Here is a 23,619-nt window from a genome sequence, read left to right on the forward strand (position 1 = left end):
TACACACCTGAACACGTTTCGTGAGGGAATATGCAGACTTTAAAGAGTCATGTCCATCCGCAAAAAAGTGTTACAAAACAGTTTAAATAGTCACAAAGCTTCATTTTACGAAGAAAGGCATTTTTCAAGTGAAAGTGATACGTAAGTCACCAAGTGAAGAGAAAGTTTGAATGGTTAATAATATTAATTTACAGCAATACAATCATATACAAGTCTTATATATGTCTTTAAATACCCATAAGTCATTAACCTGTAGCAGGTTTCAGATGGTTTTATTCACGCCACAACCTCAGAGCTGCACCTTGTTTTTGCATTTTTTTATGTGGATATAGGATTTTGATATGAACGCGAAAATGTTTTAATTTGGTTGCTTTTTTGATTGAAATGTAAACATTTCATGCAGTAACATTCTTTGAGTGATGAATAAAACGAAAGATAGTTTGATATAAGTCAACTTTTCAAGGCGTGGGAATTATCAAGAATCACTCCTGAAAGAGTGATGAAGGGCAAGGTTAGAAAGTAAAAAAGGAGTAATGCTGGCGACAGAAAAAGACATTATCAGACCTTGTTATTTAATAGTCATGAGATAGTCTTAAAAAAGCTCGTCTGCCTTTGCGATGTTTTGACAATAAAAAAGCCCGACGAATGCGGGCTTTGAAGATTTCGGGCGTTCTGTTAACGCCTGATGAATTATTTGCTTTTCTTAATGTGCTTAATCAAACGCTTACGCTTACGCATCTGGTTCGGCGTCAGAGTGTTGCGTTTATTCGCAAACGGGTTTTCCCCTTCCTTGAACTGAATACGGATAGGCGTACCCATCACGTCCAGCGACTTACGGAAGTAGTTCATCAGATAGCGCTTGTAGGAGTCCGGCAGATCCTTAACCTGATTACCGTGGATCACCACGATAGGCGGGTTATACCCCCCGGCGTGGGCATACTTCAGCTTCACGCGACGGCCACGCACCAGCGGCGGCTGGTGGTCTTCAGCAGCCATGTTCATGATGCGGGTCAGCATGGCGGTGCTCTGACGGCGGGTAGAGCTGTCATAGGCTTCACGAACGGATTCGAACAGGTTACCTACGCCGCTACCGTGCAAGGCAGAGATGAAATGCACACGGGCAAAGTCGATAAAGCCCAGACGGAAGTCCAGCGTCTCTTTCACCTGCTCGCGCACGTCGTTGCTCAGGCCGTCCCACTTGTTGACGACAATAACCAGTGAGCGCCCACTATTGAGGATAAAGCCAAGCAGAGAGAGATCCTGATCGGAGATACCTTCACGTGCGTCAATGACCAGCAGCACCACGTTGGCGTCTTCAATCGCCTGAAGGGTTTTGATTACCGAGAATTTTTCCACCACATCGGTGATTTTCCCGCGCTTACGTACGCCTGCGGTGTCGATAAGTACGTACTCACGCTCATCGCGCTGCATTGGAATGTAGATACTGTCACGCGTTGTGCCTGGCATGTCGTAAACCACCACGCGCTCTTCACCCAGAATACGGTTAGTAAGCGTAGACTTACCTACGTTTGGGCGACCAACGATAGCCAGCTTAATAGGCAGATCCTGCGGGTTGAAGTCGTCTTCCGGCTCTTCCTCGCCCTCTTCTCCGGCTTCAAACTGCGCCCAGTATTCGGCGTCTTCATCCACCTCTTCCGGCGGGTTCACTTCATCCACCCACGGCAGCAGAACGGTTTCCAGCAGGCTGGTTACGCCACGGCCATGTGAGGCTGCGATAGGATAAATATCACCCAGACCTAAAGACCAGAAATCCGCAACCGCCTGATCGGCATCGATGCCGTCAGTTTTGTTCGCCACCAGGAAGGTTGGCTTTTCGCGTGAACGCAGATGTTTTGCGATAGCGGAATCCGCGGGCATCAGGCCAGCGCGAGCATCCACCATAAACAGAACCACATCCGCCTCTTCGATAGCCAGCAGAGACTGCTCTGCCATGCGGGTTTCTACGCCGTCTTCCGTACCGTCAATACCTCCGGTATCGATACAGATGAACTCGCGTCCTTCCACCTCTGCACGACCGTACTTACGGTCACGCGTCAGCCCCGGGAAATCCGCAACCAGCGCATCACGGGTGCGTGTTAAACGGTTAAAAAGAGTGGATTTTCCAACGTTAGGGCGCCCGACAAGCGCGACCACAGGTACCATGTTTGAAGCCTCATAAAATTCAAAATAACGTCGCTTTCGCGGCGTTTTTAAAAATGTCAAAACGGCTCCTGAGTGAACAGGAGCCGTTTAGTATACTACAACCGCCGTGTAATTAACGCGTGATCGCGTACAGCGTGCCGTCTTTTGCCTGAATCAGCAGTTTGCCGTCAGCCACAACGGGCTCCGTCAGGAAGCCTGAGCTATCCACTTTCTGCTGTGCAACGAAGCGGCCATTCTCTGGATCGATCCAGTGCATATAGCCTTCGCTGTCGCCCACGACCAGGCTGCCGTTATACAGCGCAGGTGCGGTCAGCAAACGGTGCAGCAGATCGCTCTGCGTCCACAGCGTCACGCCACCTTCGGTGCTCAGCGCCAGCAGACGGTCGTTCTGATCCACCATATAAATACGGTTGCCGTCGACGATGAAATCGTTCACGGAACCCAGCTCACGTTTCCACATGATCTGGCCGCTACGCAGGTCCAGCGCCGTCAGGTTGCCGTTATACGCCAGCGCGTAAACTACACCGTCAACGATGACTGGCGTAGTGTCCACGTCACTCAGACGGTCGATTTCGGTTGAGCCGGTCGCCTGGGAAATACGCTGCTGCCAGATCATCTGACCCTGCTGCATCAGTACCGCGCTGACACGGCCGTTGTCACCGCCCACAATGGCGGCGCCAAAAGCGGTCGCTGGCGCAGATTCACCACGCAGAGACAGCGCTGGCATATCCAGGTTAACCGTCCATTTTACCAGACCATCGGCTTCGTTCAGCGCCTGCAACTGGCCGTTGCTGGTATGGATCAGCACCAGACCGTCGCTGACAACCGGACGCGATAAGGATTCACCGGCAACGGTGGTCTGCCATGCAACCGAACCGTCGCTGGCATTCAGCGCGTAAACCTGTGCTTTTTCACTGCCTACATACACGTGACCACCAGCAACGGTCAGGCCGCCAGAAAGCAGTGCAGGTTTACGGGAGAACCAGCCGTCTTTTTCCGCCAGATTAATAGACCACACTTCTTTTCCGTCATCAGCGTTCAGCGCTTTGACGGTGCCTTTGCGATCGGCTGCATAGACAACGCCGTCAGCAAATGCAGGGTGCAGGTTGGAATAAAAATCGCCAATTCCATCACCCACGGAGGTGTCCCAGGCGGTGGATGGGGTGAACTGGTTTTCAACCGTCGGCAGCGGGGACATTTTGACAACGTCTTCTTCGCCACTGAACAGTGAACAACCACTCAATAACGTAACAGAAAGCAGTCCTGACAGAAGTAATTTACGCAATTGCATTGGGTCCCTCTCAGACGGACAAATTATTTATTTTCATCTGCATCATTTCGCTCAGCGCAGGTGAAGCTTTACTATCCACGCCAGCTTGCCACGCCTTACGCGCACCCGCTTTATCACCCTTACTCAGCAGTGCTTCACCGCGAAGATCGGCGACAATAGCAGCAAAGCCTTCGCCTTTGATGGTATCAAGCGTTTTCAGCGCGTCGTCGGCTTTTTTCTGCTGAACCTGAATACGCGCCAGACGCAGATTGATTACCGCTTTCAGATTTTCGTCACTGGCAGCAGCAAGCCCCTGAGTCAGTTGCGCAGCGGCTTTGTCCAGTTCGTTTTTATCAACATACTGCTGAGCCACTTCCAGTGCAGCCAGCGCACCGTAGGTGTTCTTGTTGTCAGCGGCAAATTTTTCCGCAGCCGTCAGCGTTTGCGGCTGATCGGCACGGATTGCGCTAACGGTATTTTCGTAGTTCAGGGACGAACCGCGAGCAGAGTCAGCCTGATGATTGTTCCAGTAACGCCAGCCTACCAGCGCACCAACACCTAAAATAACCCCTACAACCAGTGCCTTGCCGTTTTCAGCAAAGAAGCGTTTAACCGCATCAACCTGGTCGTGTTCGTTCTCGTAAATTTCCACGCAGTCCTTCTCCTTAGCCCAATAGAGTGCGCAAGTGCGCCGCAACGCCATCCTGCGTTACCGTAGTTTGCTCACCAGAGCGCAGATCTTTAACCACCACTTCACCGTTGGCCACTTCGGACTCACCCAGCACCAGTGCGATACTTGCGCCCCACTTATCGGCACGAGCAAACTGTTTTTTAAAGTTGCCGCCGCCGTGGTTGGTCATCAGCTTAACGTCCGGCAGCGCATCGCGCACGCGTTCGGCAAGCTGCATCGCCGCAGACTGCGTTTCCGCACCTGAGGCCACCAGGTATATATCGACAACAGGATCGGCTTTAAATTCCGGATTAACTGCCTGAACCAGCAAAACAAGTCGCTCAAGACCCATTGCAAAGCCAACAGCCGGTGCTGCACGACCACCCAGTTGCTCGACCAGACCGTCATAACGACCGCCAGCACAGACGGTGCCCTGCGAACCGAGGCTGGTGGTGACCCACTCAAATACGGTGCGGTTGTAGTAGTCCAGACCGCGCACCAGACGCTGATTAACGGTATAAGCAATGCCCGCTGCTTCAAGCAGCTTGCACAGGCCGGTAAAGTGTTCGCGAGAATCCTCGTCCAGGTAGTCACCCAGCGCTGGCGCATCGTTCAGCAGCGCCTGAACGTCAGTATTTTTGGAATCAAGTACGCGCAGCGGGTTGCTGTACATACGACGCTTACAGTCTTCGTCGAGTTTCTCTTTGTGCTGTTCCAGGAACGCCACCAGCGCATCACGATAGTTCGCACGCGCTTCCAGAGAACCGATAGAGTTCAGCTCCAGGGAAACGTGCTCAGAAATTCCGAGCGCGCGCCACCAGCGAGCGGTCAGCATAATCAGTTCAGCATCGATATCTGGCCCTTGCAGACCAAACACTTCAACACCCAACTGGTTGAACTGGCGATAACGACCTTTCTGCGGACGTTCGTGGCGGAACATCGGGCCGATATACCACAGGCGCTGCTCCTGATTGTACAGGAGACCATGTTCGATGCCGGCGCGTACGCAACCCGCCGTCCCCTCTGGACGCAGGGTCAGGCTGTCGCCGTTGCGATCCTCAAAGGTATACATCTCTTTTTCAACCACGTCGGTCACTTCGCCGATCGCGCGTTTGAATAACGGGGTCTGCTCTACAATCGGCAAACGGATTTCGCTGTAACCGTAGCTGCCGAGCACCTGCTTCAGTGTGCCTTCAATGCGCTGCCAGATGGCGGTTTCGCCAGGCAGATAATCGTTCATGCCGCGGATGGCTTGAATGTTTTTTGCCACGTTTATTCTCTTTCTATATACAAAAAAGAACCCAAAGAATGGGTTCAATCATACATGGGAAGCAGCCTGCTTCCCATCACGTTATTTTTCAACCTGCTGAACGCTGATGCGCTGCGCTTCGTCCATCATCGTCGCTTTTGCGCGAATGCGGGCTTCGAGCTGGTCGATCATGTCACTATTATCCAGACGATCTTTACGAACGCCATCTTCATAGAGACCACTTTTCTTGTTACCGCCGGTAACGCCCAGCGTTGACACCAGCGCTTCACCCGGACCGTTCACCACGCAACCGATGATGGAGACGTCCATTGGGGTGATGATGTCTTCCAGACGCTGCTCAAGGGCATTGACGGTGCCGATCACGTCAAACTCCTGACGTGAACAGGTTGGGCAGGCGATAAAGTTGATCCCACGTGCGCGGATGCGCAGCGATTTCAGGATATCAAAACCGACTTTGATCTCTTCCACCGGATCGGCGGCCAGGGAGACGCGTAACGTGTCACCGATCCCTTCAGAAAGCAGCAGACCGAGACCGATCGCTGATTTTACCGAACCGCTGCGCAGACCGCCCGCCTCGGTGATCCCGAGGTGCAGCGGCTGCTCGATCTGTTTTGCCAGCAGACGATACGATTCAACGGCCAGGAAGACGTCAGACGCTTTCACGCTCACTTTAAACTGGTCGAAGTTAAGGCGATCCAGATGATCGACGTGACGCATGGCGGATTCGAGCAGCGCCTGCGGCGTCGGCTCACCGTACTTTTCCTGGAGATCTTTTTCCAGAGAGCCAGCGTTCACACCGATACGGATTGGAATGTTTTTGTCGCGGGCGCAGTCCACCACCATGCGGATACGTTCTTCGTTGCCGATGTTGCCTGGGTTAATACGCAGGCAATCGACACCGTATTCAGCAACTTTCAGCGCGATACGGTAATCGAAGTGGATATCGGCAACCAGCGGAACGCTCACCTGCTGCTTGATCAGCCTGAACGCCTCGGCGGCGTCCATGGTCGGCACAGAGACGCGAACAATGTCCGCGCCTACGCGTTCTAATGCTTTGATTTGATTGACCGTCGCTTCTACATCCGTAGTACGCGTATTGGTCATCGACTGGACGGCGATAGGTGCCCCATCGCCGATTGGCACGTTCCCAACGTAAATCCGTTTCGATTTTCTACGTTGAATAGGAGCCTGGTTATGCATGTAAAATCTCCCGCATTGCCCGTCTGTTACTGTGCTGCTGATTGTTCGGCATTAACGGTAAGACGCGCAACCTGGTTAGTTCTGATAAAGCGGCTCAGATCGACAGGTTTTCCTTGATACTGGATCTGTACCGCTGCCGGTGCGCCGATTTTAAGCTTGTAAGGTGCCTGGCCCGTTAGATTTAACGTGCCATCTTTACGTTGCAGGCCGCTGAACAGCTTTTTACCTGTCGCATCAGTCACTTCCAGCCAGCAATCGGCGGTGAAATTCATCACCAGCGCATTCGGGTCAACGGCAGGTGCCGCCGTACCCGCCGGGTCAGTTGGCAGTGACGCCGCGGTGTTATCTGCCGGTGCCGTTGCCGCAGGAGCGGCATCAACATTGGCCTGTGAAGGTGATACGACTGCGTTCTGATCCTGGGCCTGAGTGGCTGGCGTGGTATTCGCCGTGGACTCTGGCGCCGTGGATGGCTCGGTTGCAGGTGCTGCCGCCTGAGGTTCGCTGGAAGTCGCTGCCCCTTCGGTGCTCAGCGGCACGCTTTGCGCGCCGTTATTGCCGGACTGATTAAGCTCAGCGGAGGACTGATCGGCCATCGTGGTGATCTCTTCCTGCTGCGCTTTGTGGTTTTGCCACCACCATGCGCCCGTCAGGCCGACGACCACGAACAGAACCAGCCAGGTAAAGCTCATCAGCCAGCCATCGCGTTTTTTACGACGTTTACCCAGGGAGAAGCTCTGCATCGGCGCAACTTTTGCCGCACGTACAGGCGCCTGCTTCTCCATCATCGGCAGTAATTCTTCTTCAGGGATATGAACCAGTTTGGCGTAAGAACGGATATAACCGCGCAAAAACGTTGAAGCCAGATCGGCGGGTGCCTTATCTTCTTCAATATCGCGAACGGTGGAAACCTTCAGGCACAGGCGTTCTGCAACGGCTTGCTGGCTGAGTCCGAGTTGTTCACGGGCGTTGCGAAGACGAACGCCAGTGGAGAGTGCTGCATTTTGATCGTGAGTGGCTTCAGTATTCATTCGCTACAACTACTGGTACGTGAAAATAAGGGTTCAGGTGCCGGTGAGTCACAATGCCACCCGCACCGCGAAACTTTAGGTCAGTTAACCTGGAACAAACAGTATAAGACTGTCGGGCCGCAGATGACAGCGCTGGCAGGCCTTCACGCTAAACTGTTGTTACGTCGTTACATACTGCCCGAAAGTTGTATGAAACGCACCGTAATTATTAATCAGTCATAATGATTGTGACTGGTTATTCAGTAAATTAATGCTTCACGGCGCAAAAAATGCGCCGTGTGTGCATAATAATCAAACGGTTTTAACCGCGATTGACTCACCCTGCATACGCTTACGCAGCGTACGTTTGGTACGGTCAATAACGTCACCCGCCAGCTGACCGCAGGCTGCGTCGATATCATCGCCACGCGTTTTACGCACGATGGTGGTAAAACCATACTCCATCAACACCTTGGAGAAGCGATCGATACGGCTGTTCGAGCTACGGCCATACGGCGCGCCCGGGAACGGGTTCCATGGGATCAGGTTGATCTTACATGGCGTATCTTTCAGCAGTTCAGCCAGTTCATGCGCATGTTCAGTACCGTCGTTAACATGATCCAGCATCACGTATTCGATGGTCACGCGGCCCTGGTTCGCGTTGGATTTCTCCAGGTAACGACGCACGCCAGCCAGGAAGGTTTCGATATTGTACTTTTTGTTGATCGGCACAATTTCGTCACGGATGGCGTCGTTTGGCGCGTGCAGGGAGATGGCCAGCGCGACGTCAATCATGTCGCCCAGTTTGTCCAGTGCAGGCACAACGCCGGAAGTAGAGAGCGTAACGCGGCGTTTGGACAGACCAAACCCGAAGTCATCGAGCATAATTTCCATCGCCGGAACGACGTTGGTCAGGTTAAGCAGCGGTTCACCCATCCCCATCATCACCACGTTGGTGATTGGACGTGTACCGGTGACTTTCGCCGCACCCACGATTTTCGCGGCACGCCAGACCTGGCCGATGATTTCCGACACGCGCAGGTTACGGTTAAAGCCCTGCTGTGCCGTAGAGCAGAATTTGCACTCCAGCGCACAGCCTACCTGAGAAGAGACGCACAGCGTGGCGCGATCGTCTTCCGGGATATACACGGTTTCAACGCGCTGATCGCCCACGGCAATGGCCCACTTGATAGTGCCATCTGAAGAGCGCTGCTCTTCCACCACTTCCGGTGCGCGGATTTCCGCCACTTCTTTAAGCTTATTGCGCAGCACTTTGTTGATGTCCGTCATGTCATCAAAGTTGTCGCTGCAATAGTGGTACATCCATTTCATGACCTGATCGGCACGAAACGGCTTCTCGCCCATCTCTTTAAAGAACTCGCGCATCTGCTGACGGTTCAGATCCAGCAGGTTAATTTTTCCATTTTTATTGGGAACCGCAGGAATGGCGACTTCGGAGGTATTCACTAATTCAGACATAATTTTTTCCGGCCTCGTTGTTACACGTTGTGGCCCTTGGTGGGTTGAAAAGAAACGCCCCGGTAAGCAGTCTGCTCGTCCGGGGCGTTGCATTGTACAAAGTCTGGCGCAGGGATGCCACGTTTGCACGCGGCATTTACGAAATTATTAGCGAGTGCGCGGGCACACTTCGCCTTCAGCGAAGAAGAACGCGATTTCACGCGCAGCAGATTCAACAGAGTCGGAACCGTGGGTGCCGTTCTCGGTGAAGCTGTCTGCGTAGTCGGCGCGCAGAGTACCTGCCAGCGCGTTGTCCGGGTTGGTTGCACCCAGCAGATCGCGGTGACGCTGTACCGCGTTTTCACCTTCCAGTACGGAAACCACGATTGGGCCAGAAGTCATGAACTCGACCAGACCGTCAAAGAATGGGCGACCTTCGTGCTCAGCGTAGAAACCGCGAGCCTGTTCAACGGTCAGGTGCAGCATTTTGGTGCCAACGATCTTAAACCCTGCTGATTCAAAGCGAGCGAAGATGCTGCCAATAACGTTTTTTGCCACCGCGTTTGGTTTGATGATGGAAAAAGTACGTTCAATAGCCATTGATAACCTCTGTCAAATGTTCTGTTGTTTTTGCATACCTGAGTATGGTGTGGCGCGGATTATAAAGAGCAATAGCGCCATTGCCTATGGTTATGCATAACATTTTTTTAAAATGAGACGAAGATTAGCAACAGGCCGGATTTCGCATACCGTATTGATGGTGAAAACAGAGCGGACACTGCTTTTCATCAGACGAAAATGACCAGAAATGACGGTGGCACGTCAGACAAACGGCTTCATATGCCGGTATGACCACGCGTTTCGCTGTCCCTTCCGTTTGCGTCACTTTTATCGCCGCATGCTGGCATACCGCTTCGCAGCCACCGCAACCGGTACAACGTCCGGTTTCCAGGACCAGTTCAGCGTTTTCAAACCGAATCGCGTTTTCCGTACAACTCCGCCAGCATGCGCCGCACAGTACGCAGGAATCGGCGTTCAGGGTTATCTCTGCCTCGCTAAACGCAGAAAACGCCCCGCGCAATTCACGCTGACCGGGCACGACGCTACAGGCCCGGACATCCTCACGGGGAACGTGCATCAGCGCACGGCGGGCGATATTAACCTCGTTGACCGGTATATGCTTAAACGCCCACGCCGCTTCACCGCGTCGACGAAGCGCAAGATTAAGCCGGGCAATCGCCAGCAACCAGTCGGGATACTGTTCCGCGTCGATACTGATAAAACGAACGTGATACTGCGCGTGCCAGAGTAGCAGTTCATTCACCCCAGGCGCACGCTCAGTAAACGGCCCAACAAGCGTATCGCCACACAGAAAGCGTTTTCGCGGCGTGATGCCGGTGATGGCCTCAGTGGGGCAGACAAACAGGCAGTCACCGCATTCAATACAGCGGCTCTCATCAACCGAGACACCGGCGTGCGTAAAAGAAAAAGCCTGCACAGGACAGGCGTCCGCACAGGCGCAGCAGGAAATGTGGCGAAAACGGCGACGGACGCACGCATGCGTCACGTCCGTCGCCGGGGCAAAGGTCAATCCGCCCATCAGCCAATACTGAAGAAAACGAAGCGCAGCATCAGCTCACCCACAATCAGCAACGCGCTCCCCAGCAGCATGGTGGCTCGCGCCGCTTTCAGACCGCCCGCAGCAAAGCACAGCATACCCGCAACGGATACGCACCAGCTCAGCAGATGCACGGTTCGCAGTTGCTCCAGCATCTGTAACGGTGCGTGAGGGAACGTCACCACGGTATTGTCCATGGCCGTAATATCGGCCAGCCAGACGGGCTGCATCACCAGCCGCACAAGCACCAGCAGCGTGATAATGACCACCGCCGCACGCACGGTGGTCTGGGAACGCGTGCCAACGGCCATGCAGGCTGAACCGATGATCCCTACCGAGCCGATAAACAGCACCAGGGTGTTAACGTGCTGCCATGCCACCACGGATGCATGCAAGTAGATCTGCGCCATGCAGAACACATCGACCAAACCGACCAGAGCAGCCACAACCAACAGCGGCTTCCAGCCTGGTTTTTTGACAAACATCAGCAGCGTGGCAAGGCCAAGTGCCGCAAGATAAAGACTGGCAAAGATAATCTCACGGCTCAGCCAGGAGCTGGAAACGTGGCGCAGCGCGTTAAGAGCATTAAGCGGATAGCCCATATGCAGCGCGGAGGCGAGCAGCCCCAGGCTCGCCAGTACAAACGCCCCGGCAGCAGGCAGCAGTGCGCTGCGTTGCGTGCTTCCGAACGCCAGCCACAGCGTAACGCCAACCGACCCTTGCAGGAACAGCGTAAAAATCAGCAGCGGTAACTCATGCATGACGTTTCCCCTCTTTCTCTGCGCCCTGGTGCGCTTTGATCACCAGGTTCGGTTTGGTGATGGAGGAATCAGGCAAGCCCTTCACATCACAGACCGCACCATACTTCGCCCGCAGTTCATCAATCGGCCCGAATTTAATCGCTTCGAGTGGACAGGTTGCCACGCAGACGGGCTGCTCCCCCTTCGCCTGTAGATCGACGCAGAAATCGCATTTCGACATCTGCCCGGTCTGCTCGTTGAGCTGTGGCGCGCCGTAAGGACATGACCATGCGCAGTAGCCGCAGCCCACGCACTTATCTGTATCAACGCGCACAATGCCATCCCCCGGACGCTTATGCATCGCGGTGGTCGGACAGTTTTTGGTGCAGATCGGGTCTGCACAGTGGTTACACGAAATAGAGAGCGTGTAGGCAAAAACGTTATTGCTGACGCCGCCCTGACCGGTTGGGATGAAGTTTCCACCGTTGACTTCGTACACGCGACGGAAACGACGTCCGACCTCAAGGTTGTTTTTGTCTTTGCACGCCACCTGGCATGCCTTGCAGCCCGAGCAGCGAGAAGAGTCGATATAAAAACCCAGCTGTTTGTCGCTCACTGGCGCGTAATGTTTAAACTGACTCATGCTTTAGCTACCTCCACCAGCATGGTTTGATGGGAATTCCCTTTCGCAAGCGCGGTAATACGGGCAGAACTGAGCACGTTCGCGCAGCCGCCTTTATCGATACCCTGCTCGTCCGGCTGCCACCAGGCGCCTGCCTGCATGGCCACAACGCCAGGAATAATGCGCGGCGTGACCTCCGCCGGGATCTCGCAAATGCCGCGCGCGTTATGGATACGCACGGTATCCCCCTGCGCAATGCCGCGCTTTTGCGCATCCTGTGGGTTGATCCACAGCTTTTGCTGCTGCGCCTCAATTAACCACGGGTTGGCGTACTGGGTGGAGTTAGCGCGGTTTTTCCCTTTCCAGGTGATCAGCTGGAGCGGGAAGGTTTTCGCCAGCTCGTCTTCCGGCCCTTCATGGGCAGGCACGTAGTGCGACAGCGCCGGAATTTCCGGATGATGCATGTCGTACAGACGCTTCGAGAAGATCTCAATTTTCCCGGACGGCGTCGGGAACGGATGATTCTGCGGATCGCGAATGTTGTCTTCAAAGGCAACGTACGGCGCGCTTTTGAAAAGATGCTGACGCGTCTTCTGTAGCGTCGCGAAGTCCGGCAGGTTTTCATCCGGCATGGACAGCCGCGTCTGCTCCCAGATGTGCTCAATCCACGCTTTTTCGTCACGGCCCTCGCTGAACGCTGGCTCGACGCCAAGCTTCGCGGCAACCTCCCGCAGCCAGTCGTAATCGGAACGGCGTTCAAATTCAGGTTCAACCAGCTTTTCGGACAAGATCAGATAGCTTGCCGTACCCCAGGTTTCGCCGATATTCCAGCGTTCCATAAAGCTGGTTTCCGGCAGGAGAAGGTCGGCGTATCTGGCACTCGGCGTCATAAACAGATCGCTTGCGACGATAAACTCAATTTTTGACTCGTCTTCCAGCACGCGCGTCGCCTGGTGAAGATCCGGGTTCTGGTTAGCCAGATAATTGCCCGCCAGCGAGAACAGGATGCGGATATTGCTGTCGAGCTTCTCAGCATCTTTCAGGCCATCCTCCGCGGTTACCTTTGAAGCATCATCGGCGGCCTGCACCCAGTTCATCACCGATATTTTGGCTTTTACCGGGTTGTCCGGCATCTCTGGTCCGGCTGCAAATTTGCGGTTTGCGCAGCCGCCATAGCCTGCCGCCCAGCCGCCTTTCACCCCAACGTTACCCGTTAGCGTGGCCAGCAAAGTCGAGCCGCGCGCGGTGCGCTCGCCGCAGTTATGACGCTGCGGTCCCCAGCCCTGGATCAGCGCGGCGGGTTTGGTGGTTGCATAGTCGCGCGCCAGCTGACGAATAGTTTGTGCGGGCACATGGGTGATTTTCTCTGCCCACTCCGGCGTTTTCGCCACGCCATCTTTTGCACCGGTCAGGTAAGCCATCAGGGACTCATTGGCCGGAACGCCTTCTGGCATGGCATCTTCGTCAAAGCCCAGGGTGTAGCGCTGAATAAAGTCGCGATCGTGCAGATTCTCCGTGACGATCACATACATCATCGCGTCCATCAGGGCGTTGTCCGTTGTAGGAAGTAACGGGATCCACTGGTCGGCCAGGGAGGAAACCGTATCGGAATAGCGCGGATCGACAACGATAAAGCGAGTGCCGTTTTGCTTCATCTTCTGGTAGAAGTGGTTGCTGTGCCCGAAAATCTTTTCCGTCGGGTTATGTCCCCAGAGGATGACCAGTTTAGTGTCCAGCAGCGTGTCCATAGAGCTGCCGCTGGCGGCGGTGCCATAGGTATACGGCGTTGCAGCCGCCGTGTTGCCCATACTGACCGAGTGATAGCTTTCGAGATAGCCGCCGGTTAAGTTGAGCAGACGACGAACCATTTTATCACCGGAAAAGGTGCCGCCGGACACAGCAGTGCCCACATGAACATAACGTGAAGCCGCACCGTATTTCTGAGTAATAGTTTTTAATTGATTCGCAATAAGGGTGGTGGCTTCATCCCAGGTAATACGCTCGAATTTTCCTTCGCCACGTTTACCAACTCGTTTCATGGGATATTTCAGTCGATCGGGATGATAAACAAATTTCCGATAAGCCCGACCACGAACGCAGGCGCGCATCACTGGCATCTGCGGATCCAGTGCATTATCCGGACGCGTTGAAATTCGGGTCACGTCGCCCTCGCTGACGTGAGCACGAATATCACACTTGCCGCCGCAGTCAAACGTACTACAGGTTTGCACCACTTTTTCTTCCGGCGTCGCGTCTGTTACCGCCGTGCCCTGTGCCCGTACTTTGCCGGTTTTGACGACAAACGGAAGGGCAGCCAGCGCCGATCCTGCCTGAATAAACTGACGCCGGGATATAGCGGGAATAATCCCCTCTCCCTGATGTTTATTTTTTTTCATTGCTCGTTCCTTCAAATAAAAACGCATTCTCGTTTTTTTTCAGGAACGAATATTGATAATTATCAAGCTAACTCTTGAGGAGTAACACTTAGCGATCGAATTCAAAATTCACGGTCGCCGTTTGTCCGGTTTCATCTAATACAATTAATTGATATTTACCCGGCAAATATAATTGCAGTGAATAATTCCTTTGATGCCCGTCCAGCGGTTCGCCATTTAAAAACCACCAACGTTGCCCCTCCCCGCCGCTGGTTGAAACGTAGAGGGTAATATTTTTCTCACCGGGAAGACGTTTAATTACTGCCCCTTCTCTGACGCCTGACAACATCAGCGGCGCTGCATTATGGTTATCCCGCGGAGGGCAAACCTCAGAACGGGCGGGGAGACGAGCAGCCCGTTTTTCGGCAACAGGCAGCCACGGCTCCAGCGGCAGCGGCCAGACATCCAGCACTTTCTCCGTCGCATCAGGACAATCCGCCGCGACGCGTTTGCCTTCTTTATCCAGCCAGACCGGGAAGCGGATCCCGCGAATCCCCTCCTGTTCCGGCAGCAGCAGCGTAGGCGGTTCACTGCCTTCCAGCAGCCAGGTTGACAGCCGACGCCGACAGTTTTCGCTTCCTTCTGGCAGGGACTGGCCGCCCGGCCAGCAAATCACGCCCCGTCCGACGCTTGAAGGACGCGGATCGCGCGGCAGACGCGCTTCATCCACCATTGAGCGGGACTGAAGCATATTATTCACCTGATTAAGGAGCGGTATCGCGCTGGCGAACCCAAACTGCCCCGCGACGGGCGTGCCGTCCGGGCGTCCGGTCCAGATTCCAATGACATACCGGGCATTCAGGCCGATGGCCCATGCATCCCGGTAGCCGTAACTGGTGCCCGTTTTCCACGCCAGCGGGGCAACCTGGGGCAGCGCGCTGTCCGGCAGAGGCTGGGCTTCATTGGCGAGAATGCGACGAATGATCCACGCCGCCCCCTGCGACAACAGCGGACGTTCGATCAGCGGATCGCCCGGCTGTAAACGCAGTCGTCCCGCCTTACCCTGACGCGCGAAGGCGCTGTAGGCAGCAGCGATATCAGCCAGGCGTGCGCCTGCGCCACCCAGGATCAGGGAGAGGTTGGGCTGAGCCCCCGCGGGGAGAATAAGCGGTAATCCCGCGTTGCTCAGCATTCCCGCAAAACGTTTTGGGCCGTACGCTTCCAGAACCTGCACCGCAGGCAGGTTGAGGGAACGCACCAGGGCTTCGCTCATACTGACCGGCCCATGGAAGCCGCTGTCAAAGTTGCCGGGACGATAATCCCCCGTTTTTCTTGGAACATCCTGAAGCAACGAGGCGGGATGGATCAGGCCATCGTCCAGCGCCATGCCATAGATGAATGGCTTAAGGACCGATCCCGGGGATCGGATCGCATTGACCATGTCCACGTGGCTAAAACGGCTGTCATCGTTGATATCTACCGAACCCACCCAGCCACGCACCTTCATGGACGTATGATCCACGACGATCATCGCCAGCGAACTGCGGGCAGGCAGACGTGATTTCCAGTTAAGTGCCAGCTCTTCAAGCTGTCGTTGCAAGGCTGCATCCAGCGTGGTGACGATTTTTGTGTCGCGGCTTTTACTCAGCATCATGCGGGAAAAGAGCGGCGCCAGCTGCGGCATCTGCCGGGGAGCCAGCCACACCGGTTCTTCACGGGATTCTTTCACCTGCTTCTCTGACCAGACACCCTGAGTCAGCATGCGGTCGAGCACTTTGTTCCGCGCCGCTTCGGCACGTTCCGGCCAGCGATCCGGGCGCAGACGGCTGGGTGCCTGCGGCAGCACCGCCAGCAGCGCCGCGTCGGAATAGCTCAGCTGTGACGGCGGCTTTCCCAGGTAAGTCCAGCTTGCCGCACCCACGCCCTGCAACGTGCCGCCAAACGGGGCACGGTTGAGATACAGCGTAAGGATTTCACGCTTAGAGAGATGCCACTCCAGCTGCATCGCCCGCCACAGCTGACGAATTTTGCCGCCAAAAGTACGTGGATGCGGATCCAGCAGGCGCGCCACCTGCATGGTAAGCGTGCTCCCGCCTGAAACCACTCTCCCGGCGGTAAGATCCTGCCAGGCGGCACGCAGAACAGAAAGCGGATTGACGCCAGGATGATCCCAGAACCAGCGATCTTCATACTGGATCAGCGCTTCCAGATAGCGTGGGGATACGTCCTCAATGCTAACCGGATAACGCCAGATACCTTCGCTGTCGGCAAAACGCCACAGCGGAACGCCCTGCTCGTCCACCACCACTCGCGCAGGGTTGACCTCTTTCAGAGGCAACGGCCACACGCGGTCAGCAACGACAATCAGCCCCCCTAAAACGAGAAGCGCTCCCGCCAGCCACAGCCAGCGGGAGCGAATCAGGCGTGCTATCTGCATCTTACGGAACAACGATCAGCGGGCCACTGGCCGCCCCCGTTGCCCGCCACTGCGGAACGTACATGGACTCGACCATCGGAACAGGCACCTGGTAGGTGCCCGGCGTAACGGCACGGGCCAGGTAAACCAGCGTGACCGGCTGACCTTCATTGACCGGCACCGCGGCCACAAAACGATCGTCGCGGAATTCCATGTGCTGGATATCGGACTGCTGCATCTGATTCAGCAGGTTTTGCACTTCACTGCCGCTGTCCTGCAAGCTGGCACTGCTGCTCGCCAGATTCTGGTTTTCCAGTTCCAGACCTGCCGGAAGCAGATCCACCACCAGCGCATCCGGAACGTTCTGGCTGGCTTTCACTTCCAGCCACACCAGTACCAGTTCACCGCTCTTCAGTGAAGAGAGCGACTTGCTGCTACCGTCTGTCGCCAGAATATGTCGTTCAATCTGCAAGACATGAGAGGATGGCTGAGGCGCATACTCCGGATAACCCGTACTGTCCAGACGTACCCACAGCGGCGAAGTCCCGGTATTCGTCACCTGCAATGCGCCAAGCTGGTCGCCGTTCAGGTTTTCAACCTGCGCTTTATCACTGCTCTGGGCCTGTTCAGAGAGGCTGGTCGTTGCCTGCCACGCGCCCGACAAGGTTTGCAGTGAACGTCCGGCCAGGAACAGCGCATTGCTCTCCTGGGTTGACAGCCAGCGCTGACTGAACGCGTCTTCAGATAAGGCGTTCAGCAGCCTGTTTTGCGCATCCGGCAACAGCTTGTACTCTTCCAGAAGGGAGAGCATCAGGGCATTATCACGCAGCTGGCTGCCGTAGTCCGCCATCCAGTTTCGGCTGTCGTTACGGGGGGTTTTGAGAGCCAGATCCAACGCCTGCTGACTGCGCGGTGCATCCCCCATCAGTTTGAGTGCCATGCCCAGCTGCATCAACGGAAGCCCGGAAGCGGCCTGAGCGTGGCGATCCCAGATTTCACGCAGCGCACCGAGCGGTGCTTTTTGCTGACGAGCCAGCACCAGCGAAGCGTACGCCTGAACAGCAAATTTGCTGGCCTGAGTGTTGTCGCTGTAGCGGATGGACATCATGCCCGGATCCTGCAAATAGCGCAGCAGTCGGCTGTTGGCGCTGTTCACTGCATCGGCAGGCACGCTGTAGCCCTGCTCCCCTGCCCGCACCAGGAAGTCCGTGACATAGGCGGTCAGCCAGTACTCTTCCGGGCCGTTTTTATCCCACAAGGCAAAACCGCCATCGTCACGCTGCATTTGCAGCAGACGGGAGATCCCGATATCAATGGCTGCACGGCGTTTATCGTCGGTATCGCCTTTAATACCCAGTGCCTTCAGCTGTGCCGCGTTGGTGTAAAGGGACGGGAACAGGCCGCTGGTGGTCTGCTCAAGACATCCGTATGGATAGGCCTGAAGTTCACGAATGTAGCGCGCCAGGTTCAAAGGTGGTTTACCGCTGAGCAACAGCTGCCCCTGTAGCGTGGCTGGGGAGAAACCGTCGATATGCTGTGCAGGCGCACTCCATGATTCGCCAGGGTTCAGCATCGTACCGGTGTTGACCGTTTGCGCCGGGAATGCGGGACGTACGCCAATTTTCCAGCTTTTCTGCTGCGGTGTAAACGTCTCGCCAGGAAGCTGAAGGCCCGTCACCTGCGCGGTGACTTCACCGTCACCATAGCCCTCCAGAGCACGCACCGGAATAAACAGAGTGGTACGTGCTCCCGGCGGTAACTCAACCGGTTGCGGCTGAGCGCCTTCCAGCGACAGTTTACCGGTTGCGGTCAAGGCCACATTCAGCGTTTGCGGCTGGTCCGTCAGGTTAGTCAGGTCCAGCGTCAGGCGAGAGGTATCGCCACTTGCGAGGAATCGCGGCGTGTTAAGCTCGGTGATAATCGGAGCCGCCACAATGATTTTGCTTTCGCTGCTGCCGAAATCATCTTCCGTCCAGGCCTGCGCCATCAGACGCAGCTCGCCGTTGAAATCACCAATCGGCAGTGTGATTGTGCCTTCGCCGTTGGCATCAAGCGTAACCGGCTGCGCCTGCTGAGCAATAATGGTGACATGGTTTACCGGTGGCTTACCGCCGCGTTTCAGTTCATCGCCGTCGCCACCAAACCGCAATGCGGCCAGACGTCCCTGACCTTCTATCACCTGGCCGTAAACATCATAGATGTCCGCGCCATAGCGCTTTTGACCGAAGAAAGCTTCCCACGGATCCGGCGTAACATAGTCGGTAATGTTCAGCACGCCGCTATCAACAGCCGAGACCAGCACATTCACCTTCTGTGGCACAGCCCCCTCTTTTACGCTGGCTTTCACTTTCACAGAAAGCGTCTGGTTCGGACGCATTTTTTGCGGGGTATCAAGTGCGATGTTCAGGCGACGATTTTCGTCCCCCATTGGCAGATGCAGCAGGCCAACCGCGCGTTTTGGCGTGGCGGATTTGGATTTATCGCCAGGACGAACCACCAGCGTGCTGAGGTAGAGATCGTGACGTTTCCAGGCCTTATCCACCGGAATGGAGAGATCAAGACCGTTAGCCGGCACATCGATCTCTTTCCACCAAAGCGGCCCTTCGCTGGATTCGATCATTGCATAGCCCTTGCCTGCGGCTGGCGCTGCAATATGCAGATTGATGGTATCGCCTGGCTGATAGGCTGGCTTATCTAATTTCAGCGTCACACGATCCGGGCGAGCAGCACCCGTGCCATCGCTGTTATCCTGCCAGCTGTAGCCCGCCCAGAAGCGCACGCTGCTGACCATGTCATCAGGGGCTTTTACTTCCAGACGGTAAGAGCCCCACTCCACCGGGAAGGTGACTTTACCGGTTTCATCGGCTTTGAGATTAATCTCCTGCTCGCCTTCAATCAGATCTTTTTGATCGAACTGCGACTGCCAGCCCTCACTCTCAGACCAGTTCCAGAAGTAGTCGCGACGCTCACGGACCAGACGCACCTGCAAACCGGATACCGCTTTTTTCGCCCCGCTGGCATCGGCATAGACAATGTCAAAGCTGGCGTTGCCGTTCTCATCGACAATCGGCTGATTGACCGTGGTATCGGTACGGTAGTCGTAAACGGCCTTGCTGGCGAACTGTGGGCGGATCCCAGGAAGTTCAGTCGCAGGCCAGATAGCCTGTTCAGCGCGTCGCGTTACCGGACGCCCCCCCGATTCCAGCAGGCTGGCCTGCAAAATCAGTTGCAGCGGCGAGTGCGCCTCTTTCCACTGGCTTTCGGTGGTAACCTGCCCGCGACCCTGTTCGTCCAGCGTAAGCTGCACTTCATCCAGGCTGCGGCTCAGGTTCTCTTCTGCAATATCACCGAACTGGAAGCCAGGCAGTGCAGGCACCGCGTCGCGTAACGGACGCAGGAAAAGCTGGCCTTGCAGAGAATTGCCGTTAGCTGGCGCGCCATACAGGTAATAGCCCACCACGTTAAAGTCCACATCCTCCTGCGGGGAAACCGGCGTTTTTTGCCCGGTCAGATTCAGCGCCATACGCTCAGGCATAAAATCTTCGACGTGGAAATCCCACATGCGCTGTTGGTTATCGCCCGTATTCGCGCGAATATGCCACATGCCGGTTTGAGCACCGCTATCAAGCGGATAGTTAAAGCGATAAAGACCGTTCTCAGGTTGCACAACGATCGTCCGTGCCACCTGTCCGTCCGGACGCAGCACGTCAAGTTTTACCGGCTGATCGGGAAGCGGTTTTCCGTCGCTGTCGCGCAGCAGGCCGTTAAGGATCACCGTTTCACCCGGACGATAGAGATCGCGTGGGCCAAACATAAAGAACTGCTTGCTGTAACCGGGGTTACCGGCGATATCAAACTCCGCCAGATCCAGCGCCGGAAGTTTGAGATCAAGCAGCGTGGTCTGGCCATCTTTACTGGCCAGGATCAGCGCGGCTTCTTTATCGGTTTCCAGTTTTGCATGACCATCGGCGTCGCTGTTCGCCTCGGCCAGAGTCTGCCCTTTATTGTTCAGAAGGGTAATGGTCACGCCTGACTGCGCCGCACCGTTTTCAAGACTCTGGGTGAAGATGTCCAGTCGGTTATGATAACGGTGAGCGGACAGCCCAATATCACTTAAGGTAAAGAGCGTCGCGGCGTTACTGTAGTTATAGTGGCCAGCCTGATTCATCACGGCGATATAGACGCCAGACTGCTGGAGCGGCTTAATATCTTTGAGCGGCAGGAGCAGTTTTTCGCGCGTGTTGCGCGCCGGGTTGAGGTCGAAACGGCCGGTGTAGACCAGTTCCGCCATCTTCAGCAGGTTGTCGGATTCCCAGTTGGTCAGCGAGTTACGGTACTCCCACTGGCTGACAAACGAGGCCAGCGACTCCGGCTTCACGCGGTAGAAGTTCACGTCCACATTGTTGACGTTGAGCGCCATCACCGGCAGCCCTTCCACTACTTTACCCGGCAGCAGCGATCCGCGGCTGGCGAATCCGACCGTCGGTTCAACATCCCGGGTAGTGATCGCTTTTTCATAGTCAATGCCGAACGTCGCTTTGTTCAGCGCCAGTAAATTACGTTCAACGGTGACGACCAGATTACGATTCGGCTCCAGATGGCGCAGGCGCAGCTCTTTCAGATTGGGGGCCAGTTCCCAGGCGCCGTCCACTTTGCCACTTTTTTTATCCACCACATGCACTGTTTTCGCAAAATCCTGGCTGGGATCCAGCGGTACAGAGAAGGTCAGAACCAGCGTCGCGGCGCCGTCGAGTTGCACTTCAGAGGCATCCAGCAGCGTCAATGCCTTACCCTGACTCTGGGCGGCCAGCTTCGCCAGCTTTTCAGGATCCGGTGTTGCCGGGGTTTTCTGTTCTGATGCAGTAGACGCTGCGGGCGCAGCGGCCTGAGGTTTGTCGTCGCTGTTATCACAGCCGACAAGCGTAAACGTAGTGAGCAGCGCGAGAGAGATCGCGGCTAAGCGAAACGGTTTCATCCTTTGTCCCTGGCCTGAGGGGGGCCTGTTGGTCGTCGTCCGGATAAGTATTATCCGCAAGTTTCGTTAATACAAAAAGTCCATTTTTAGGATCTGGAAAGCGCCTCGCAGAATAGCATCTCGCCGCTATAACGAGATGGAACCGCGATCACACAGCGTAACGTAACATGTTACCTTTCGCGTCATTTGTTTTTAAAACAAGAAGATAGCTGGAAAGGCAAGCAGTGAGCCTGCTAGTTTTATGACCATGACGCACCCCGAGTGCGCGGTTCAATAAGAGAGAAAGCCATGAAACGAGCCGTGAACGCCCTACAAAATTTCGGAAAATCACTTTACGGACCTGTACTTATTTTACCCATCGTCGGTCTGTTTATCGCCTTCGGGAATGTGCTGGGTAACGGCAATCTGGCCGAATACCTGCCGTTTCTCGGCCATCCGCTGATCCAGAGTGTCGGCCAGCTGATCGCCAAATCTGCCGTGTCGGTGCTGGTAAACCTGGCGCTGGTGTTTGCCGTCGGGATCCCGATTGGCCTGGCAACGCGAGACAAAGGCTACGCGGCGCTGATTGGGCTGGTGACTTTTATTGTGTTTATCAATGCCATGAACGTGACGTTACAGCTTCAGGGGGAACTGGCGCCTGCTGAGCAGATGAAAGCAGCCGGACAAAGCATGGTCCTGGGCGTCCAGGTGCTGGAGATGGGCGTTTTCGCCGGGATCCTGACCGGGGCGCTCTCCGGTTATGTGTACAACAAATATTCCAGCGTCCAGTTTAACGGCGCGATGGCGATTTACTCCGGCCACTGCTTCGTCGCGATTGTGATGCTGCCCGTCTCTATGCTGCTCGGCGTGGTCATGAGCGAACTGTGGCCGTACGCACAGCACGGTATTAGCGCGCTGGCGCTGGCCATTAAAGGCTCCGGCCCGTTCGGCGTAGCCATTTACGGTTTCCTTGAACGCATTCTGGTGCCGACGGGCCTGCATCATCTGGTCTATACGCCATTCCTTTACACCGAACTGGGCGGTACGCAGGAGGTCTGCGGTACGGCTTACCAGGGCGCGCGCAATATCTACTTCGCCGAGATGGCCTGCCCGGACGTGAAGCAGCTCAGCAGCACCGTGGTGTGGGATGCGCGCGGCATCAGCAAGATGTTCGGCCTGCCCGCCGCCGCGCTGGCGATGTACATGACCGCGAAGCCAGAGCGTAAAGCGATTGCGAAAGCCATTCTGATCCCGGCGGCGCTGACCTCGCTGCTGGTCGGCGTAACCGAGCCGATTGAGTTCTCCTTCCTGTTTGTCGCCCCGCTGCTGTTCGTGGTGCATGCGGTGCTGACCGGCATCGGCATGATGCTGTTCTCGCTGTTTGGCGTTCACGCTATCGGCGCTAACGGGATTATCGATTTCATTCTCTACAACCTGCCGCTCGGCACGGAGAAGTCCAACTGGCCAATGTACATCGTGGTCGGGCTGATCATGTTCGCGCTCTACTTCCTGGTGTTCCGCTTCCTGATCCTGCGCTTCAACATGAAAACGCCGGGGCGTGAGGATGAGGACCAGGAGACGCGCCTCTACAGCAAGCAGGAGTACCAGGCCAAAGGCAATAACGACGGGCTGGGCGAATCCATCGTGACGGGTCTGGGCGGCCGGGAAAACATTGAGGTTGTGGATAACTGCTACACCCGCTTACGCGTCACGGTGAAGGACGTCGCCATCATCGACGAACCGCGCCTGAAAGCAACCGGCGCGAAAGGGATTATCAAACAAGGTAACAACGTTCAGGTGGTCTACGGGCTGCATGTCAAAAAAATGCGAGAAGCCGTTGAGACGTTTCTCTGAAA

General features: G+C 55.5%; 15 protein-coding genes. 1 reads left to right on the top strand and 14 read right to left on the bottom strand.

Annotation, left to right across the window (positions count from 1 at the left end; translation table 11 throughout):
• Positions 1-690 precede the first annotated feature (690 nt).
• The 14 genes from der to ACOTX7_RS01390 all read right to left on the bottom strand — a co-directional run bounded on the left by der (position 691) and on the right by ACOTX7_RS01390 (position 21,784).
• A complete protein-coding gene (gene der / locus ACOTX7_RS01325) occupies positions 691-2,163 on the bottom strand; it encodes a ribosome biogenesis GTPase Der (RefSeq protein WP_006811525.1) in 1,473 nt (490 codons plus the stop codon).
• A gap of 112 nt (positions 2,164-2,275) precedes the next feature.
• Entirely contained in the window at positions 2,276-3,454 is a 1,179-nt protein-coding gene (gene bamB / locus ACOTX7_RS01330) for an outer membrane protein assembly factor BamB (protein WP_221256326.1), read from the bottom strand.
• Positions 3,455-3,464: 10 nt separating this feature from the next.
• The gene (locus ACOTX7_RS01335) at positions 3,465-4,085 is read right to left on the bottom strand and encodes a YfgM family protein (RefSeq protein WP_047353682.1); all 621 of its coding nucleotides are present in this window, start codon (positions 4,083-4,085) and stop codon (positions 3,465-3,467) included.
• Between the two features lie 13 nt (positions 4,086-4,098).
• Entirely contained in the window at positions 4,099-5,373 is a 1,275-nt protein-coding gene (gene hisS, locus ACOTX7_RS01340; RefSeq protein WP_221256327.1) for a histidine--tRNA ligase, read from the bottom strand.
• Positions 5,374-5,454: 81 nt separating this feature from the next.
• On the bottom strand, positions 5,455-6,573 hold the full coding sequence (gene ispG / locus ACOTX7_RS01345) for a flavodoxin-dependent (E)-4-hydroxy-3-methylbut-2-enyl-diphosphate synthase (protein ID WP_032673999.1): 1,119 nt from the start codon (positions 6,571-6,573) through the stop codon (positions 5,455-5,457).
• 26 nt (positions 6,574-6,599) lie between these two features.
• Entirely contained in the window at positions 6,600-7,601 is a 1,002-nt protein-coding gene (gene rodZ, locus ACOTX7_RS01350) for a cytoskeleton protein RodZ (protein WP_214592495.1), read from the bottom strand.
• A 291-nt stretch (positions 7,602-7,892) separates the two neighbouring features.
• A complete protein-coding gene (locus ACOTX7_RS01355) occupies positions 7,893-9,059 on the bottom strand; it encodes a bifunctional tRNA (adenosine(37)-C2)-methyltransferase TrmG/ribosomal RNA large subunit methyltransferase RlmN (RefSeq protein WP_003860623.1) in 1,167 nt (388 codons plus the stop codon).
• A gap of 147 nt (positions 9,060-9,206) precedes the next feature.
• Entirely contained in the window at positions 9,207-9,638 is a 432-nt protein-coding gene (ndk, locus tag ACOTX7_RS01360) for a nucleoside-diphosphate kinase (RefSeq protein WP_003860625.1), read from the bottom strand.
• Positions 9,639-9,762: 124 nt separating this feature from the next.
• Positions 9,763-10,638: a 4Fe-4S binding protein gene (locus ACOTX7_RS01365; protein WP_221256329.1), complete on the bottom strand. Its 876-nt coding sequence runs from the start codon at positions 10,636-10,638 to the stop codon at positions 9,763-9,765.
• On the bottom strand, positions 10,638-11,417 hold the full coding sequence (locus tag ACOTX7_RS01370) for a dimethyl sulfoxide reductase anchor subunit family protein (RefSeq protein ID WP_221256330.1): 780 nt from the start codon (positions 11,415-11,417) through the stop codon (positions 10,638-10,640). Before ACOTX7_RS01370 ends, ACOTX7_RS01365 begins: the two co-directional genes overlap by 1 nt.
• Positions 11,410-12,039 carry a DMSO/selenate family reductase complex B subunit gene (locus ACOTX7_RS01375; protein ID WP_003860631.1) on the bottom strand — a complete coding sequence of 210 codons (630 nt, stop codon included), beginning with the start codon at positions 12,037-12,039 and terminating at the stop codon, positions 11,410-11,412. The genes ACOTX7_RS01370 and ACOTX7_RS01375 overlap by 8 nt, the downstream gene beginning before the upstream one ends.
• Complete coding sequence (locus ACOTX7_RS01380; RefSeq protein WP_313771846.1) at positions 12,036-14,414, bottom strand: DMSO/selenate family reductase complex A subunit; 2,379 nt, start codon at positions 14,412-14,414, stop codon at positions 12,036-12,038. Before ACOTX7_RS01380 ends, ACOTX7_RS01375 begins: the two co-directional genes overlap by 4 nt.
• Positions 14,415-14,502: 88 nt before the next feature.
• Positions 14,503-16,830: a peptidoglycan glycosyltransferase PbpC gene (gene pbpC, locus ACOTX7_RS01385; protein WP_221256332.1), complete on the bottom strand. Its 2,328-nt coding sequence runs from the start codon at positions 16,828-16,830 to the stop codon at positions 14,503-14,505.
• A 1-nt stretch (position 16,831) separates the two neighbouring features.
• A complete protein-coding gene (locus tag ACOTX7_RS01390) occupies positions 16,832-21,784 on the bottom strand; it encodes an alpha-2-macroglobulin family protein (protein ID WP_221256333.1) in 4,953 nt (1,650 codons plus the stop codon).
• A gap of 288 nt (positions 21,785-22,072) precedes the next feature.
• Here ACOTX7_RS01390 and ACOTX7_RS01395 point away from each other — a divergent pair, with 288 nt between their 5' ends.
• Entirely contained in the window at positions 22,073-23,617 is a 1,545-nt protein-coding gene (locus tag ACOTX7_RS01395; RefSeq protein WP_221256334.1) for a PTS transporter subunit EIIC, read from the top strand.
• The last annotated feature ends 2 nt before the right edge of the window (positions 23,618-23,619 follow it).

The sequence above is a fragment of the Enterobacter cloacae complex sp. IR5418 genome (genome assembly GCF_049238105.1).
Taxonomy (GTDB): Bacteria; Pseudomonadota; Gammaproteobacteria; order Enterobacterales; family Enterobacteriaceae; genus Enterobacter; species Enterobacter hormaechei.